The organism is Achromobacter sp. JD-1, from assembly GCF_038594925.1.
Classification (GTDB): domain Bacteria; phylum Pseudomonadota; class Gammaproteobacteria; order Burkholderiales; family Burkholderiaceae_B; genus Achromobacter; species Achromobacter spanius_C.
In genome coordinates, this window is the sequence record NZ_JBCGCS010000006.1 from 278686 (window position 1) to 295961 (window position 17276).

General features: G+C 63.4%; 16 protein-coding genes. 7 read left to right on the plus strand and 9 right to left on the minus strand.

Annotated elements, in window-relative coordinates:
- Positions 1-34: 34 nt before the first annotated feature.
- The 5 genes from uppS to rpsB all read right to left on the minus strand — a co-directional run bounded on the left by uppS (position 35) and on the right by rpsB (position 4256).
- Positions 35-799: a polyprenyl diphosphate synthase gene (uppS, locus tag WBR68_RS12440; protein ID WP_050446557.1), complete on the minus strand. Its 765-nt coding sequence runs from the start codon at positions 797-799 to the stop codon at positions 35-37.
- 177 nt (positions 800-976) lie between these two features.
- Positions 977-1537: a ribosome recycling factor gene (gene frr / locus WBR68_RS12445; protein ID WP_050446558.1), complete on the minus strand. Its 561-nt coding sequence runs from the start codon at positions 1535-1537 to the stop codon at positions 977-979.
- Positions 1538-1552: 15 nt separating this feature from the next.
- A complete protein-coding gene (gene pyrH, locus WBR68_RS12450; RefSeq protein ID WP_006219097.1) occupies positions 1553-2269 on the minus strand; it encodes a UMP kinase in 717 nt (238 codons plus the stop codon).
- Positions 2270-2446: 177 nt separating this feature from the next.
- Positions 2447-3325 (minus strand): translation elongation factor Ts, encoded by an 879-nt coding sequence (gene tsf / locus WBR68_RS12455; RefSeq protein ID WP_050446559.1) that lies wholly within the window; start codon positions 3323-3325, stop codon positions 2447-2449.
- A 181-nt stretch (positions 3326-3506) separates the two neighbouring features.
- The gene (rpsB, locus tag WBR68_RS12460; protein WP_050446560.1) at positions 3507-4256 is read right to left on the minus strand and encodes a 30S ribosomal protein S2; all 750 of its coding nucleotides are present in this window, start codon (positions 4254-4256) and stop codon (positions 3507-3509) included.
- A 779-nt stretch (positions 4257-5035) separates the two neighbouring features.
- Here rpsB and map point away from each other — a divergent pair.
- The 6 genes from map (at position 5036) to dld (ending at position 12349) form a co-directional block, all read left to right on the plus strand.
- Positions 5036-5857, plus strand: a complete 822-nt coding sequence (map, locus tag WBR68_RS12465) for a type I methionyl aminopeptidase (protein WP_050446561.1) — start codon at positions 5036-5038, stop codon at positions 5855-5857.
- Positions 5858-5875: 18 nt separating this feature from the next.
- Positions 5876-8482 carry a [protein-PII] uridylyltransferase gene (locus tag WBR68_RS12470; protein ID WP_050446562.1) on the plus strand — a complete coding sequence of 869 codons (2607 nt, stop codon included), beginning with the start codon at positions 5876-5878 and terminating at the stop codon, positions 8480-8482.
- A gap of 104 nt (positions 8483-8586) precedes the next feature.
- On the plus strand, positions 8587-9300 hold the full coding sequence (locus WBR68_RS12475) for a MarC family protein (protein WP_050446563.1): 714 nt from the start codon (positions 8587-8589) through the stop codon (positions 9298-9300).
- A 52-nt stretch (positions 9301-9352) separates the two neighbouring features.
- The gene (locus tag WBR68_RS12480) at positions 9353-9835 is read left to right on the plus strand and encodes a disulfide bond formation protein B (RefSeq protein WP_050446564.1); all 483 of its coding nucleotides are present in this window, start codon (positions 9353-9355) and stop codon (positions 9833-9835) included.
- A 103-nt stretch (positions 9836-9938) separates the two neighbouring features.
- Positions 9939-10460 carry a M48 metallopeptidase family protein gene (locus tag WBR68_RS12485; protein ID WP_050446565.1) on the plus strand — a complete coding sequence of 174 codons (522 nt, stop codon included), beginning with the start codon at positions 9939-9941 and terminating at the stop codon, positions 10458-10460.
- Positions 10461-10564: 104 nt separating this feature from the next.
- The gene (gene dld, locus WBR68_RS12490) at positions 10565-12349 is read left to right on the plus strand and encodes a D-lactate dehydrogenase (protein ID WP_230694392.1); all 1785 of its coding nucleotides are present in this window, start codon (positions 10565-10567) and stop codon (positions 12347-12349) included.
- 83 nt (positions 12350-12432) lie between these two features.
- On the opposite strand, the gene purF is transcribed toward dld, so the two are convergent.
- Genes purF through folC form a run of 4 tightly spaced genes read right to left on the minus strand, consistent with a single transcriptional unit; the run spans position 12433 to position 16678 of the window.
- On the minus strand, positions 12433-13953 hold the full coding sequence (purF, locus tag WBR68_RS12495; protein WP_050446567.1) for an amidophosphoribosyltransferase: 1521 nt from the start codon (positions 13951-13953) through the stop codon (positions 12433-12435).
- A 30-nt stretch (positions 13954-13983) separates the two neighbouring features.
- Positions 13984-14472, minus strand: a complete 489-nt coding sequence (locus tag WBR68_RS12500) for a CvpA family protein (protein WP_050446568.1) — start codon at positions 14470-14472, stop codon at positions 13984-13986.
- Positions 14472-15314, minus strand: a complete 843-nt coding sequence (locus WBR68_RS12505) for an SPOR domain-containing protein (protein WP_230694393.1) — start codon at positions 15312-15314, stop codon at positions 14472-14474. The genes WBR68_RS12500 and WBR68_RS12505 overlap by 1 nt, the downstream gene beginning before the upstream one ends.
- A gap of 53 nt (positions 15315-15367) precedes the next feature.
- On the minus strand, positions 15368-16678 hold the full coding sequence (folC, locus tag WBR68_RS12510) for a bifunctional tetrahydrofolate synthase/dihydrofolate synthase (protein WP_230694394.1): 1311 nt from the start codon (positions 16676-16678) through the stop codon (positions 15368-15370).
- A 163-nt stretch (positions 16679-16841) separates the two neighbouring features.
- On the opposite strand from folC, the gene WBR68_RS12515 reads away from it, so the two are divergent.
- Entirely contained in the window at positions 16842-17258 is a 417-nt protein-coding gene (locus WBR68_RS12515) for a cupin domain-containing protein (protein ID WP_050446587.1), read from the plus strand.
- The last annotated feature ends 18 nt before the right edge of the window (positions 17259-17276 follow it).

The window sequence follows — 17276 nt, forward strand, 5'->3', positions numbered from 1 at the left end:
GCTGCTCTGGAAAGACGCGCTTGTCGCCGTCTGCTTACTGCTCGCCGCTTTCGTTGACTTGCGCGCTGGTACGGCCGAAGCGGCGTTCGCGGGTGCGATACCAGTCAAAAGCCGCTTGCAGTTCAGCAGCGCCGAAATCCGGCCAATAGCGATCCGTGAAGTAGAACTCCGCGTAGGCCATCTGCCAGATCAGGAAATTGGAAATGCGCTGTTCGCCGCCGGTGCGGATGAACAGATCGGGTTCAGGCGCCCACGACATCGACAGATGCCGCGCCAGCCGATCTTCATTGACTTGCTCGGGGTGGGACGCCAGCCCGGGCTCGGCGGCAAGCATTGCGCGGGTGGCCTGAAGAATATCCCAGCGTCCGCCGTAGTTGGCGGCAACCGTCAGGTGCAGGCGGTCATTGTGCGCGGTGCGTGCCTGCGCAGCCGCGATCAGCTCTTGCAGGCGGGGTTCGAACGCGCTCAGGTCGCCAATGACATGCAGCCGCACGCCCTGCTCGTCCAACTTGCCGATCTCGCGCTCAAGCGCCTGTACGAACAGGCGCATCAGCAAGGAGACTTCTTCAGCGGGTCGGCGCCAGTTCTCGGAACTGAAGGCGAACAACGTCAGGTAACGCACCCCGGCACGCCCACAGGCCTCGACCACGCGGCGCACGGCCTGCACGCCCTTGGCATGGCCCGCCGTACGAGGCAGCAGCCGCCGCGTAGCCCATCGCCCGTTGCCATCCATGATGATGGCGACGTGTTCGGGAATGTCGCGAGTATCGGGAACCGCCTGGGTCGAACTGGTTGCCATGGGTGTGGGGCTGCGCGCGGAAGGCCGGCGAAAATCAGAAATACGGTAGAAAAACCTGCGCCGTCGTTCCATTGCTGCATAGCGGTGCTGCGAAGCAATGGTAAGGACGGCGCATAGGCAAGAAAATCCTGACGCCGGGGAAGACAGCCTGGCCGACTACCCCGAAACAATCACGGATTATACGGTCATGATTTCCGCTTCTTTCTGAACGACCATCTTGTCGATGTCCGCCACGGAGCGATCGGTCAGCTTCTGGACATCGTCCTGGGCGCGACGCTCGTCGTCCTCGGAGATTTCCTTGTCCTTGACCAGCTTCTTCAACGCTTCGTTCGCTTCACGGCGCAGGTTGCGCACGGCGATCTTGGCGTCTTCGCCTTCGCTGCGCACGACCTTGGTCAGGTCACGGCGGCGCTCTTCGGTCAGGGCCGGCATCGGCACGCGGATGGTGTCGCCCATCGAGATCGGGTTCAGGCCCAGGTCCGATTCACGGATTGCCTTTTCGATCGGGCCAGCCATCTGCTTTTCGTAGGGCTGCACGCTGATGGTGCGGGCGTCCACGAGGTTGACGTTGGCGACCTGACCGACCGGCACGGGCGAACCGTAGTAGTCAACCTGTACGTGGTCCAGGATGCCGGTGTGGGCGCGGCCCGTCCGGATCTTGCCCAGGTTGATCTTGAGCGTATCAAGCGACTTGGCCATCCTGGCTTCGGCGGATTTGCGGATTTCTGCTGCGCTCATGAAATTTCCTTTTCTTTAAACGTGTACCAACGTGCCTTCGTCTTCGCCGCTGACCACTCGCTTGAGCGCGCCGGACTTATTGATCGAAAACACTTTGATCGGCAGTTTCTGGTCACGGCACAGCGCGAAGGCCGTGGCGTCCATGACTTCCAGACGGCGCACGATCGCTTCATCGAAGCTGATCCGCGCATAGCGCGTCGCGGTGGGATCCTTGTTGGGATCCGCGCTGTAGATGCCGTCCACTTTGGTGGCTTTCAACACGATCTCCGCGCCGATTTCGGCGCCACGCAAGGCGGCGGCGGTGTCGGTCGTGAAGAAGGGGTTGCCCGTGCCCGCGGCGAAGATGACGACCTTGCCCTCTTCGAGGTAACGCAAAGCCTTCGGGCGGATGTAGGGTTCGACGACCTGATCGATGTTCAGGGCCGATTGTACGCGGGTGTCGATCCCCTTGTGCTTGAGCGCGTCTTGCAGCGCAAGCGCGTTCATGATGGTGGCCATCATGCCCATGTAGTCGGCGGTGGCGCGGTCCATGCCCTGCGCACCCGGGGCGACGCCACGGAAAATGTTACCTCCGCCGATGACGATGGCCAGTTCGACGCCGGTGGCGGCGACTTCGGCGATCTCATCGGTCATGCGGACGATGGTGGAACGATTGATGCCAAAAGCATCCTCGCCCATCAGCGCCTCGCCGGAAAGTTTGAGAAGAACCCGTTTGTATGCTCTGCTGCTCATAGGTGATATCCCGAAGAACAATCCGACGAAAGTGTAAGACAAGAATGAGGGAACCCCCTCAATGCCGCGAGTTCACGCTCTGCCCAGGAGGTTTCCCCCCCTGAACCGGCATCGCGGCGTAAAAAGGCCGGACTAGAATTTAATCTAGTGCCGGCCTTTAAGCACTACCCCTGAAGGTTAGGCTGCGCCGGCGGCGGCAGCGGCAACCTCAGCGGCAAAGTCGCTGGTCTTCTTCTCGATACCTTCGCCGACAACGAACAGCACGAACTTGCTGATCGAAGCGCCATTGGCCTTCAGGTGCTGTTCGACCGTGTGCTTGTCGTTCTTGACGAAAGGTTGCGACAGCAGGGTCACTTCCTTCAGGAACTTGGCGACCGAACCTTCAACCATCTTGGCGACGATATCAGCCGGCTTGCCGGATTCGGCGGCCTTCTGCTCGGCAACCGAACGCTCGGCGGCGATGTCGGCCGGGTTCACGCCGTCGGCGTTCAGGGCCTTGGGCTTGGTGGCGGCAATGTGCATCGCCAGGTCCTTGCCCACTTCCTCGGCGCCGGAGTATTCCACCAGCACGCCGATCTTGCCGCCGTGCACGTAGCTGGCCAGCGCGTTCGGCGTCTCGATGCGCTCGAAGCGGCGGATCGAGATGTTTTCGCCGATCTTGCCGATCAGGGCGGTGCGGGTCGTTTCAACGGTGCCTTCACCGAACGGCAGGGCCGACAGAGCGGCGACGTCGGCCGGGTTCTGCGTGGCAACCAGTTCAGCCAGCTTGTTCACGAAGCCGACGAAGTCGTCGTTCTTGGCGACGAAGTCGGTTTCGCAGTTGATTTCAACGACGGCGCCTTGCTTGGCATCGGCGGAGATGAACAGACCGATCAGGCCTTCGGCGGTGACGCGGGCAGCGGCCTTGCTGGCCTTGTTGCCCAGCTTGACGCGCAGGATTTCCTCGGCGCGAACCAGGTCGCCTTCGGCTTCCGTCAAGGCCTTCTTGCACTCCATCATGGGCGCGTCGGTCTTCTCGCGCAGTTCCTTGACCAGGGCAGCGGTAATTTCAGCCATGTTTGCTCCAAATTTTGCTAAGACACGCCCCGGCTCGCCGGGGCAGTGATTTGATTCGATGGGACGCCCGCCAGTGGCGGGCCAGGAAGATGGGAGCCCACCTTCGCAGTGCCGGCGAGGCGGGAGCGGTTCTGTTTCAAAAGCCGCTCCCGGACACTAACCGCCGGACATGACAACAGGCTTAGGCCTGGTTGTCCTGCACTTCGACGAACTCTTCCTGACCTTCACCCAGCTCTTCGACCAGACCATTCATGTTCTGTTCGCGGCCTTCCAGCACGGCGTCGGCGATGCCCTTGGCGTACAGCGCGATGGCCTTGGCCGAGTCATCGTTACCCGGGATGACGTAGTCGATGCCGTCGGGCGAGTGGTTGGTGTCAACCACGGCGACCACGGGGATACCCAGCGTCTTGGCTTCGGCGATGGCAATCTTGTGGTAGCCGACGTCGATGACGAACATGGCGTCAGGCAGACCGTTCATGTCCTTGATGCCGCCGATCGACTTGTTCAGCTTGTCCAGTTCGCGTTGGAACAGCAGGCCTTCCTTCTTGATCATGCGCTCGGCGCCGCCTTCGGCAACGACGACTTCCATGTCCTTCAGGCGCTTGACCGAGGTCTTGACCGTCTTGAAGTTGGTCAGCATGCCGCCGAGCCAGCGGGCGTCGACGAAGGGCATGCCGCAACGGGCGGCTTCGGAGGCGACCAGCTCGCGAGCAGCGCGCTTGGTGCCGACAAACAGGATGTTGCCGCCGCGAGCAGCGATCTGCTTCACGAACTTGGTGGCTTCCTGGTACTTATCAACCGTCTTTTCCAGGTTGATGATGTGAATCTTGTTGCGGTGACCGAAGATGTACGGAGCCATCTTGGGGTTCCAGTAACGGGTTTGGTGACCAAAGTGGACACCCGCTTCCAGCATTTCGCGCATCAAAGACATGTAATTCTCCAAGGGTTGATTTCTTGCGCCGCACCTGCATCAGCCTCTGACTGACACCCTGGGTGGTGAGACGCGCGATTTCCCGCAACACGCGGGATGGACAAAATTTTAACCGGGCCGACCGATCACTGCCGCAATAAAACTACTGCTTCCGCGATAAACCCAGACGACCGACACGACGAGAGCCTTGCACTTGACGCTTGTTCTGCATACACAGGCGCTGAGCCAGACACTCCAGGAAATTCCTGGAAGTTTCCGGGGTTCAGCGCACCCGGACTTGTTTTGTTGGCAGCGAAATCCAGCTCTTCGCATTCAGGCTTGACGCCATCTTACGCATCAGACCACCAGGGCATTTCTTCAAAAAACCCGAAGGTTTTCAAGAACTTAATCTGGCGCCCATACCGAACCTGCATCGCCGCTCAAAAACATGACCGAGCTTACAAGCACGCCGTGCCCCGGCTTGGGTAAGATTCCAGCCAATTCCACTTCAGACTCCCGGCCCGTCATCACCCCGCCCGCTGCGCCTCAGAACCTGACAGCCTGCCCGATTTCGCTCCACAACCTTCGCTTGCGGTGAAACTTCAGGGCTTGCCGCCGATCTCATGAAACAAATCGGTGGACCAATGAAATGGCCTTGAGAAAGTGGACTTTAGTTTTCGTCCTACCTTCGCGGGATCGGCTCTTGCCGTAACCCGATTGCTCCCCAAAATTTTAGGGAAGCCTATAATTCTACTATTCTTTCAAGCAGACATTCAAGCGAGAGATCGTCAAGTTACTCCATGGGCACAATTACCAATCCGGCCGACCTGGCCAAGATGCGCGCCGCCTGCCAGGACGCCGCCAAAGTTCTCGATTTCATCACTCCTTACGTGAAACCGGGCGTCACCACCGGCGAGCTGGACCGCCTGTGCCTGGAATACCTGACTGACGAATTGAAGGTCAAGTCCGCCACGGTGGGCTACGCCCCGCCCGGCTACCCGCCCTTCACCGGCGCCATCTGTACGTCGGTGAACCACCAGGTCTGCCACGGGGTTCCGGGCGACAAGGTGCTGAAAAACGGGGACTCGCTCAATATCGACGTCACCATCATCAAAGACGGCTGGTTCGGCGACACCAGCCGCATGTACGCCGTGGGCGAACAGTCCATCTTGTCGCGCCGCCTGACCGAGATCACCTTCGAATGCATGTGGAAGGGAATCCAGCAGGTGAAAAACGGCGCCACCCTGGGCGACGTGGGCAACGCCATCCAGAAGCACGCGGAATCCAACGGCTTTTCGGTGGTGCGCGAATTCTGCGGCCACGGCATCGGCCAGCGTTTCCATGAAGATCCGCAGGTGCTGCACTATGGCAAGCCGGGCACGGGCGTGAAATTGGTGACGGGTATGTTGTTCACCATCGAACCCATGATCAACGCCGGCCGCCGCGAAATTCGCCAGCTTGCCGATGGCTGGACGGTCGTGACCCGCGATCACAGCCTGTCGGCCCAGTGGGAACATGCCGTCTGCGTGACCGATACCGGCTACGAAGTGCTGACACTGTCGCCCGGCATGCCACCGCCGCCCGCTTTCATCAAAGAGCCCATCGTCATTCCCGCCGTGTAAGGCTCCGCCGCCCGCCCCATGACCGCCGAATTCCTCAGTTCCCTGCGTGAACGCATTCAGCAAGCCCGACGCGCCGCGGTAACCCAGTTCCGCGAGCACGAGCGCCCGGATACGCTACTGTCTGAATTGCGGCGCATCGTGGACGCCGCGCTGCGCGACCTGGTCAAGCATTGCCCGCTGCCCCTGGGCGCCACGCTGGCGGCGGTGGGCGGTTATGGCCGGGGCGAACTTTACCCGCATTCCGACGTTGACCTGCTGATCCTGCTGCCGCACGCCCCCACACCCGAAGAGGAATCCGCCATTGAACGGCTGGTGGCCTCGCTGTGGGACCTGGGCCTGGAACCCGGCCACAGCGTGCGCACCATTGAAGACTGCGAACGCGAGGCCGATGCCGACATCACCGTGGAAACGGCGCTGCTGGAATCGCGCTGGCTGGCGGGCAGCCGCATCCTGATGCGCAAGTTCGATGCCGCGACCAAGTCGCGGCTGGATCCACGCGCCTTCTTCCGCGCCAAGCGGGTCGAGATGCAGCAGCGCCATGCGCGCTATCACGACACGCCCTACGCGCTGGAACCGAATTGCAAGGAATCGCCCGGCGGCTTGCGCGACCTGCAAGTCATTCTGTGGATGGCGCGTGCCGCGGGCTTTGGCAATAGTTGGCGCTCGGTGGCGCAGGCGGGGCTGCTGACCTCTTCTGAAGCGCGCGACCTGCGCAAGGCCGAACAAGCCTTCAAGCGCTTGCGCATCGAGCTGCACCTGCTGTCGAAGCGCCGCGAAGACCGCGTGCTGTTCGATCTGCAGCCGGCGCTGGCCGAGGTCTACGGCATCCACGCTACCGCCACGCGGCGCGGCAGCGAACTGCTGATGCAGCGCTACTACTGGGCCGCGCGGCTGGTGACGCAGTTGAACGGCATCCTGGTGCAGAACATCGAAGAAAGGCTGTTCCCGCGCCCCGATAGCGACGCGCGCGACATCGACGATGATTTCCGCAACCTGCGCGACCGCCTGGACATCATTCGCGACGACGGCTTCGAACGCAATCCCACGTTGCTGCTGCGCGCCTTCCTGGTGATGCAGCAACGCCCCGAACTCACCGGCATGTCGGCGCGCACATTGCGCGCCATCTGGCATTCGCGCCATCGCATCGACGCGCAGTTCCGCCGCAACCCGGTCAACCGCAGGCTGTTTCTACAGATCCTGCAGCAGCCGCGCGGCATCGTGCACGAACTGCGGCGCATGACCATGCTGAACATCCTGCCCCGCTACCTGCCGGTGTTCCGCCGCATTGTGGGCCAGATGCAGCACGACCTGTTTCACGCCTACACGGTGGACCAGCACACGCTGGCCGTGGTGCGCAACCTGCGCCGCTTCACCATGCCCGAGCATGCCCAGGAATACCCGCTGGCCAGCCAATTGATTGCTGGGCTGGATCGCCACTGGCTGCTGTACGTGGCGGCGCTGTTTCACGACATCGCCAAGGGCCGCGGCGGCGACCACTCCGAACTCGGCGCCCGCGAAGTGCGCAAGTTCGCGCAAGACCACGGCATGGATCCCGAAGACGCCAAACTGGTGGAATTCCTGGTGCGCCAGCATCTGCTGATGTCGGCCGTGGCGCAAAAGCGCGACCTGTCCGACCCGGCCGTCGTGCAGGATTTCGCCGCCACGGTGAAAGACGAGCGCCATCTGACGGCGCTCTACCTGCTGACGGTGGCCGACATTCGCGGCACCAGCCCCAAGGTCTGGAACGCCTGGAAGGGCAAGTTGCTGGAAGACCTGTACAAGCTGACCCTGGCCGCACTGGGCGGCGCCCATGCCGACGCCCACACGGTGCTGACCGAGCGCAAGGAAGAAGCGGCCCGCCTGACACGCCTGGCCGGCCTGCGCGACGACGCCCGCGAAGCCTTCTGGAACCAGTTGGACGTGGCCTACTTCCTGCGCCACGACGCCTCGGACATCGCCTGGCACACGCGCCACCTGTATCACCAGGTGGCGCCCACCCAGGCGGTGGTCAAGGCCCGCCCCACCGAGCAAGGCGAAGGCCTGCAGATCATGGTCTATACGCGCGATGCGCCGGACCTTTTCGTGGCCATCTGCGGCTACTTCGACGCCAAGAACCTGTCGATTCAAGACGCGCGCATCCACACCACGCGCCACGGCTGGGCGCTGGACAGTTTTATTGTGCTGCTGCCAGAAGGCGCCAGCGACCTGCGCGCCCAGGCCACGCTGGTGGAACACGAACTGGCCGAACGCTTGAAAGACCCGCACGCCGCCGCTCAGGCGCAGCCCAGCCGCGGCGGCTACTACGGGCGCAACCGGCAATCGCGCGTGTCGCGCGTGTTCCCGGTCATGCCGCAAGCCGAGTTGCAGCCGGACGAACGCAGCACGTCGTGGCGCTTGTCGGTTACCGCCACCGACCGCCCTGGCCTGCTGCACGCGCTGGCGCGCGTATTCGCCCAGCACGAGATCAACCTGCTGATGGCCAAGATCATGACGCTGGGCGACCGCGTGGAAGACGTGTTCATCGTGGATGGGTCGGCGCTGGCGCGCCCCCGCATCCAGATGCAGTTTGAACGCGACATCCTGGATGCGCTGGCCGGCGACGAGGCGCAACAGCGCGTTGCGTAATCGAGGCGGTGATCAGGTCGCCTGATCGGGTGACCTGATCGGGTCACCAACCCGCGCCCGAACCGCATACAATCCGGGTTTTCGGCCAGGCGATACCCGCTCCCATGCAGCTTAACGACTATCTGCGCGTCTTCGGTGGCAGCTTCTTCTTTGCGCTGGCCACCCTGCTGCCCTTTCTGAACCCGCCTGCCATTGCGCCGATCTTCCTGTCGCTGACCGAAGGCGCCTCGTCGGCCACGCGCGTGGTGCTGGCCAAACGGGTGGCGGTCAATGTCTGCCTGATGCTGATCGTCGCCATGGTGGCCGGCAACGTGCTGCTCAGCTTCTTCGGCATTTCCTTGTCCATCGTGCGCGTGGGCGGCGGCATGCTGGTGATTGCCAGCGCCTGGCGGTTGGTGAATTCGCCCGACGCCGACACCGAGCGCGTGGCGCGCATGGCCGAATCGTTCACCCCCGAAATGGCGAAGGCGCGCGCGTTCTACCCGCTGACGTTTCCCATCAGTTGCGGCCCGGGTTCCATCGCCGCGGCCATCACCGTGGGCGTGTCCTTGCGCGACCAGAACCATGTGCTGAGCCTGGTGCGGCTGGGCGGCTCCATCCCGGGCATCATCGCGGTGTCCCTGACCCTTTATGTCTGCCTGCGCTTTGCCGCCCAGATGCTGCACCGCCTGGGCGACAACGGCACGGCCGTGTTCATGCGGCTGTCGGCGTTCATCATGCTGTGCCTGGGCGTGCAGATCTTCTGGGAAGGCGCGCGCGACCTGATGCTGGGTTTGTTGACGCAGGTGATGCAACCAATTCCGGTTCCCAAGGCCTAAGCGTTGGCCGGGCTGCTCGCCCGCATCGATCAATCTCAAAACAAGTTAAAAAATGACTACCCGCTCTGAACGCCTGCTTCGCCTGATTGCCCTGCTTTGCTTCGGCGCCGTTGGCGTGGCCCTGATTTCCCAACACGTTTTCGATATGCCGCCGTGCGCGTGGTGCGTGCTGCAACGCTTGATCTATCTGGTCATCGGCGTGGTGGCGCTGGTTGGTGGCTTTGGCGGCGGCCGGGCGTTGACCCGCATCGCCGGCGCGCTGGCGGCGCTGCTGTCGCTGTCGGGCGTGGTGGCGGCCTGGTACCAGTACAGCGTGGCGGCCAACATGCTGTCGTGCGACCAGACCTTTGCCGACCGCTTCATGACCGGCATCGGCCTGGAAGGCAACGTGCCGTGGCTGTTCGGTATTTTCGCCACCTGCATGGACGCCAAGGTGCCGGTGCTGGGCATTGAATACGCCTTGTGGAGCCTGGCGCTCTTCGTGGTCTTGTTCTTCATGGCGCTGCCCGTCGTCTTCGGCCGCGCCCGACCCTGAACTCAATCGCGGGCGCGCGCCTGGCGGCCTGCGCCCGACAACACCGCGCCGGTTGCGCCCCCCCCATAAGGCGGAGCGGCCGCGCGGAAGTTCTTTCCCTGCTGTGACTACCCTGAAATACCTGACCGGCTATCCGGAACCGCTGCTCGCCCAGGCCCAAACGCTGCTTGAACGTGGCAAGCTGGGCGCGGCCCTGCTGTCGCGCTACCCCGACGGCCCGCACGATATCCGCACAGACCGCGCGCTCTACCAGTACGTGACGGACCTGAAGAACACGTATCTGCGCAACGGCGACCTGATCAATAAAGTCACCTACGACAGCAAGATCCATGTGATCCAGCATGCCCTGGGCCAGCACACCTACATTTCGCGCGTGCAGGGCGGCAAGCTGCGCGCCAAGCACGAGATCCGGGTGGCGACGCTGTTCAAGACCGTGCCGGCCGAATTCCTGAAGATGATCACCGTGCACGAATTGGCGCACCTGAAAGAGAAGGACCACAACAAGGCCTTCTACAACCTGTGCCTGCGCATGGAACCGCACTACCACCAATACGAATTCGATCTGCGCCTGTACCTGACACACCTGGAGGCCACGCGCGAATCGCTGTGGGCGCCCAAGGGCTGACGGGCCGCCGTCCCCGCTTGAATCTTCGGTATCATGGCCCCGCGCGCGACGCCTCGCCCGCCCTGGAACCTTCGCCGAATGCGGCCCCGCCCCCCCCCCCTACCATGACGCTTTCGTCCAACATGACCGAGGGCGCCGCTCTGCTGGCGCAACTGCGCGCCGTGGTCGGCCCCGCCCAGGTACTGACCAGTGATTCGGCCACGCGCCGCTTTTGCAGGGGCCATCGCACTGGTGAAGGCCGCGTCCTTGCCGTGGTGCGGCCCGGCACCTTGCTGGAACAGTGGCGCGTGCTGCAGGCCGTAGTGCAATCCGGCCGCATCGTCATCATGCAGGCGGCCAATACGGGCCTGACCGGAGGCTCCACGCCCGACGGCGATCAATATGACCGCGAGATCGTACTAATCAGCACGCTGCGCATTCCGGGTATCCAGGTGATCCGCGATGGCAAGCAAGTGGTTTGCCTTCCCGGCGCCACGCTGGACCGGCTGGAACAGGCCCTGGCGCCGCTGGGGCGCGAGCCGCATTCGGTGATCGGCTCGTCTTGCATCGGGGCGTCCGTGTTGGGCGGGGTGTGCAATAACTCGGGCGGCGCGCTGATGCGGCGCGGCCCCGCCTACACCGAACTGGCCTTGTACGCGCGCGTGGGCGACGACGGTTCGCTCAGCCTGGTGAACCACTTGGGCATTGAACTGGGCGCTACGCCCGAAGAGATCCTGACCCGTTTGCAGGCTGGGCAATATGGCCCGGACGACATCCGCGATGACGTGGGCGCGGCGTCGGATCCGCACTACGCGCAGCATGTGCGCCAGATCGACGAGCCCACGCCCGCCCGCTTCAACGCCGACCCCTCGCGCCTGTACGAAGCATCGGGTTCGGCCGGCCGCGTCTGCCTGTTCGCGGTACGGCTGGACACGTTCGAACGCGAACCCAGCACGGTGTTTTATATCGGCAGCAACCTGCCCGACGACCTGACCGCCGTGCGCCGCGAACTGCTGGCCAAGCTGCCGCGGCTGCCGATCGCGGGCGAATACATCCATCGCGATGCGTTCGACATCGGCGCGCGCTATGGCAAGGACGTGTTTTTGCTGATCGACAAACTGGGTACGGCGCGCGTGCCGAAGGCGTTCGCCATCAAGAGCCGGATGGACGGCATTGCTGAACGGCTGGGCCTGCCCGGCTTGGTCGACCGCGCGATACAGGCCGTTGTGACGTTGCTGCCGAATCACCTGCCCCGCCGCATGCGCGATTACCGCGACCGCTACGAACACCACCTGCTGCTGCGGGTGTCCAACGATACGGCCGACGCCGCGCGCGCCTTCTTGACGAAGCATTTCGCGGAGCGCGCGGATGCGGCGTTCTTTGAATGCGATGCCGAAGAAGGACGCAAAGCCTTCCTGCATCGCTTTGCCATCGCGGGCGCGGCCATACGCTATCGCGACACCCATCGCGCATCGGTCGAGGACATTGTGCCGCTGGACATCGCGCTGCGCCGCAACGACCGCGACTGGGTCGAGACGCTGCCCGCCGACATGGAACGCGATATCGTCCACAAGCTCTATTACGGCCATTTCTTCTGCCATGTGTTCCACCAGGACTACATCGTGCGTAAAGGGGTCGACCCGATCGCGATGGAGCATCGCATGTGGGCATTGCTGGACGCGCGGCAGGCGGAGTATCCCGCCGAGCACAACGTGGGCCACTTGTATGTGGCCAAGCCGGCATTGACCGCGTTCTATCGCGACCTGGACCCCACCAACACGTTCAACCCGGGCATCGGGCACACCTCGAAGCTGCTGAACTGGGGCGCGTGCTGCGGGCAACAAGGCATGCCGGCCGCCTACGGCGTCAATACCGATGCCGATGCCACCGACGCCCCGGGGACAAGATAGCCCCATCAGCAAGGCGGGCGTGCAGAAAAAAATGCCGTTCACTCGCGTGAACGGCATTTTTCTTGAAGCCTTGCCCTGAAGGGTCAGGCGTCGTTGGCGGCGTAGCCCATGTTGAATTGCAGGCCGCTTGCGCCTTCGTCCTGGCCGGGTTCGGCGCGCGACTGGCCCAGGCGCGCCAGGTATTCGGCGGTGATGTCGCCCGTGATGTATTCGCCATCGAAGCACGAGGCTTCGAAGCGGGTCATCTTGGGATTCAGGTCACGCACCGATTGCTGCATGTCGGACAGATCCTGGTAGATCAGCGAATCGGCGCCGATGGCGCGGGCGATTTCCTCGTCGCTGCGGCCGGTGGCGATCAGTTCCGATTGCGTGGGCATGTCGATGCCATACACGTTCGGGAAACGGACCGGAGGCGCGGCGGAGGCAAAGTACACCTTGTTGGCGCCGGCGGCGCGCGCCATGTCGACGATTTCGCGGCTGGTGGTGCCACGCACGATGGAGTCATCAACCAGCAGCACGTTCTTGCCCTTGAACTCCATGCCGATGGCATTGAGCTTCTGGCGCACGGACTTACGGCGCACGGCCTGGCCCGGCATGATGAAGGTGCGGCCCACGTAGCGGTTCTTGATGAGCCCTTCGCGGTAGTCGAGGTTCAGGCGGGCGGCCAACTGCATCGCGGCCGGACGCGAAGAATCCGGAATCGGCATGACGACGTCGATGTCACCCAGGCGCATGTTGCGCGCGACCTTGTCGGCCAGGTATTCACCCATGCGCAGGCGGGCGTCGTAGACCGACACGCCGTCGATCAGCGAATCCGGACGCGCGAAGTACACGTATTCGAAAATACACGGCACCAGTTGCGGGTTTTCCGCGCACTGACGGCTGACGAAACGGCCGTCCAGGTCGACGAACACGGCTTCGCCGGGTTCGACGTCGCGCACGAAGACAAAACCGCTGCCTTCCAACGCCACCGATTCCGAGGCCACCATCCACTCAACGCCTTCGTCGGTTTCCATGCGGCCGATACACAAGGGACGGATGCCGTTAGGGTCACGGAACGCCAGCAGGCCGTAACCGGAAATCTGCGCCACCACGGCATACGCGCCGCGCACGCGCTTGTGCAGCGCCGACACGGCGCGGAAGATCGCGTCGTCGTCCAGCGACACGCCGTTGGCCGACGATTGCAGCTCGTGCGCCAGCACGTTCAGCAGCACTTCGGAATCGGAATTCGTGTTGATGTGGCGGCGGTCGACGCGGTAGAGCGATTCACGCAGTTCACGCCAGTTGGTCAGGTTGCCGTTGTGGGCAAACATGATGCCGAACGGCGCGTTGACGTAGAACGGCTGGGCCTCTTCCTCGCTGGCGCTGGAGCCCGCGGTGGGATAGCGCACCTGGCCGACGCCGGACGTACCGGGCAACGAACGCATGTTGCGCGTACGGAAGACGTCGCGCACCAGGCCGTGAGCCTTGTACATATTGAATTGGTTGCCTTGCGACGTCGCGATGCCCGCGGCGTCCTGCCCGCGATGCTGCAACAGCAGCAAGCTGTCATAGAGCAGCTGGTTGACCGGCCCGCGCCCGATGACCCCTACGATTCCACACATGGTGAGATTTCCTGGTTGATTTGAAGCTAATCAATACGGCAGCCAAGTCGCCAAAGACGGCGGCAGCCACGTTTTGATATGTTTGATGGCCTCGATGGCCGAATGCGAAAACATGGCGTCCTTCCACCACGGCTCTTGGGGTAGCGGCGTATAGCCGGCAGCGGCCACCAAGGCCAGCACGATCACGAGACCACGGGCCAGCCCGAACATACCGCCCAGGCCGTGATCGGCGGGGCTGAGTCCGGTACTGCGGATCAAGGCGGCTAGCGTCATGTTGACCAAACCCACACCGAGCAGCACTAGGATGAACACCACGGCGTATGAGACTCCCATGCGCAGCAGCGTCGTTTCAATATAGGGCTCAAGCCACGTATACACCGTGGGGCCCCACCATATCGCGGCCACGAAAGCCAGCAGATAGGCGACCAGCGACAGCACCTCTTTGAGCAGGCCGCGCACCAGGCCCAGCACACCCGAGACCACCAGGATGGCCAGCACGACGAAGTCGAAGCCGGTCACTATTGGGCGGCAATAAAACCATTGTCATAGCCCAAGGTGCGCAACCGCGCCTGGGCCGCCTGCGCCGCCTCGCGCGAGGGGAACGGCCCCACACGCAGACGGTACTGCTGTTTGCCACTGATGGTGGCTTGTTCCACAAATGCGTTGGTCACGCCTGCCTGGTGCAGCTTGGCGCGGCGCGACTGGGCGTCTTCCGACGTGGTGTATGCCGCGATCTGCAACACAAAATTGCCCTTGGCGGCAGGCTTGGGCGCCGGTGCGGCGGCGGCCGGCGCGGCACGCCCTTCCAACAGCGCCAGCGCTCGCGCGCCGTCGTCGGAGCGCGTGTCGGGCTTGGGAGCCGGCTTGGATTCGGGCTTCGCCTCGGGCTTGGCTTCGGGCTTGGGTTTGGCTTCAGGCTTGGGCGCCACGAGCGGCGGCGTCACCTGCACCGTGGTCGTGTGCGGGGCTGCCGACTCGGGCGGTGCGGAAGTCGTGGGCGGGGTTGACGGCGTTGATGTAACGGGGGGCGGCGTCGGCACGGAGGAATCCGCGGGAGTGGCACCGTTATCTGCAACCGTCGCGCCTCCCACCTGGGGCGCCGCTTGCGGCTCGCTCACCTGGGGTTGGAACGGCGTGTTGCGTTCCGGCACGCGGATGGGAATGTTGTCGGCAACCGGCACGGGCTGCGAATCAAGCACCATGGGCAGAATGATGACAGCCGCCAGCACCAGGGCAACGGCGCCTGCCAACCTGCGCCGCGCACGGCCGCGCAGCTCCGCAGCCTGAACCTCGCTAGGCACTGCCGCCCGTTTGGAGGACTGCGCCTGGTCGGCAGGATCTTTGCGATTGAAAAAACCCATGGAAGAGAATTCCTTGCGGCAATGTGGCGGCGGGCCGCCATGCCCGTTTTTGCCTATGCCTTGCGACCCAGTGCCTGCAAAACCGAGGCCACGGTGAGAAACGACCCAAACACGACGATTCTATCATTCTCGACCGCCCGCTCGCGCGCTGCGGCATAGGCCTGGGCGGGATTTTCAAAGGCGGCGATGCTGGGGCTTTCAGCCCCGGCGGATGATGGCGGCAAGGCCGCGGCGACCTTGTCGGCCAGCGCTTGGCCCGACATGCCGCGCGGCCCGGGCAGGCCCGCGCAATACCAGTGGTCGATGCGGGTACCCAGCTTGGCCACGACACCAGCCAGGTCCTTGTCGTTCAGCATGCCGAACACCGCGTGGGTGTAGGGATGGAAGCCCATGTTGTCCAGGTTCTGCGCCAGCACGGCCGCTGCATGCGGGTTATGCGCCACGTCAAGAATCACGGAGGGCTGGCCCGGCAGAATCTGGAAGCGGCCTGGCAACGACGCCTGCAGCAGCCCCAGGCGAACCGCCTGCTGTTGCACCGGCAGCCGGTCGCGCACGGATTCCAGGGCGGCCAGCGCGGCGGACGCGTTCAGCAATTGGTTGGCGCCGCGCAGCGCCGGATAGGCCAGCGCGCTGCGGCGCTGTTCGCGCCCGCCATACGCCCATTGCTGACGGTCGCCGGAATAGTTGTAGTCGCGTCCGAACAGCCAGAGATCCGCGCCGATTTTCTCCACGTGATCCAACAGCGATTGCGGCGGAACCGGATCGCTGCAGATGGCGGGCCGGTCGGCGCGGTAGATGTGGGCTTTCTCGAAGCCGATTTTTTCCCGGGTATCGCCCAGCCAGTCGGTGTGGTCAAGATCAACGCTGGTGACGATGGCGCAATCGGCGTCGACGATGTTGACGGCGTCCAGGCGGCCGCCCAGGCCCACTTCCAGCACGATTGCATCCAGGCGCGTTTGCGAAAACAGGCGCAGGATGGCCAGCGTGGTGAATTCGAAGTAGGTCAGCGAGACCTCGCCACGTGCCGCCTCGACGGCCTGGAACTGGGCGATCAGGTCGCCGTCCGAGGCAATCTGGCCGTTGACGCGGGCGCGTTCATTGAAGTCGATCAGGTGCGGCGACGTGTACAGCCCCACCTTGTAGCCGGCCGCCAGCAACATGGCTTCCAACATGGCACAGGTGGATCCCTTGCCGTTGGTGCCACCCACAACGAATTTCACGCCCGAGAGTTCCAGCCCCATGCGCGTGGCCACTTCGCGCACGCGGTCCAGGCCCATGTCGATGGCGGTGGCGTGGATGGATTCCAGGTATTGCAACCAATCAGACAACGTGGCGGAGGCGTCAGGCGGACAAACGGAAGACATGGCGGGCCGTGAAAGAAGATCAGCGCGAGATTTTAGCAGTCCGCGCACGGTGTTTTCCCTAATCCCCTAGAGCGCGACACAGTATCCCAGCTGAAAAATCGCTTGCCGACGTTTTTCTCATACGTGAAAATAAATTTATGTATGAAAATTTAGATGGATAAACATGACGCAAGCAACTTCCCCCCGCTGGCTGGTCCGCGAAGCCGAAGTGCCCGGCTATCACCCCGCCAATCACACTGGCACCTTGAACCGCCGTCTGATCGGCCCCGACACCGTCGGCTCGCGCGGCGTGGAAGTGTTGCTGGGCGTCATCGAAAAAGGCCAGGGCGCGCTGCCGCATGCGCACCCGGGCATTGAGCAAGTTTGCTATCTGCTGTCGGGCACCGCGCGCGCGCAGGTGGCCGACGAAACAGCCGACATGGTGGCGGGCGACTGCTGTTACTTCCCGCCCGACGTGCCCCACGTTTTTACCGTGACCAGCGACGAGCCCGCCAGGCTGTTGGTGATTTACACCCCCCCGTATGAAGAATCCCCGGATCGCGTGATCCGGGACTTTCCGGCGCCACCGCCCGCCGCCTGACCCCCGGCGGCACAGGCA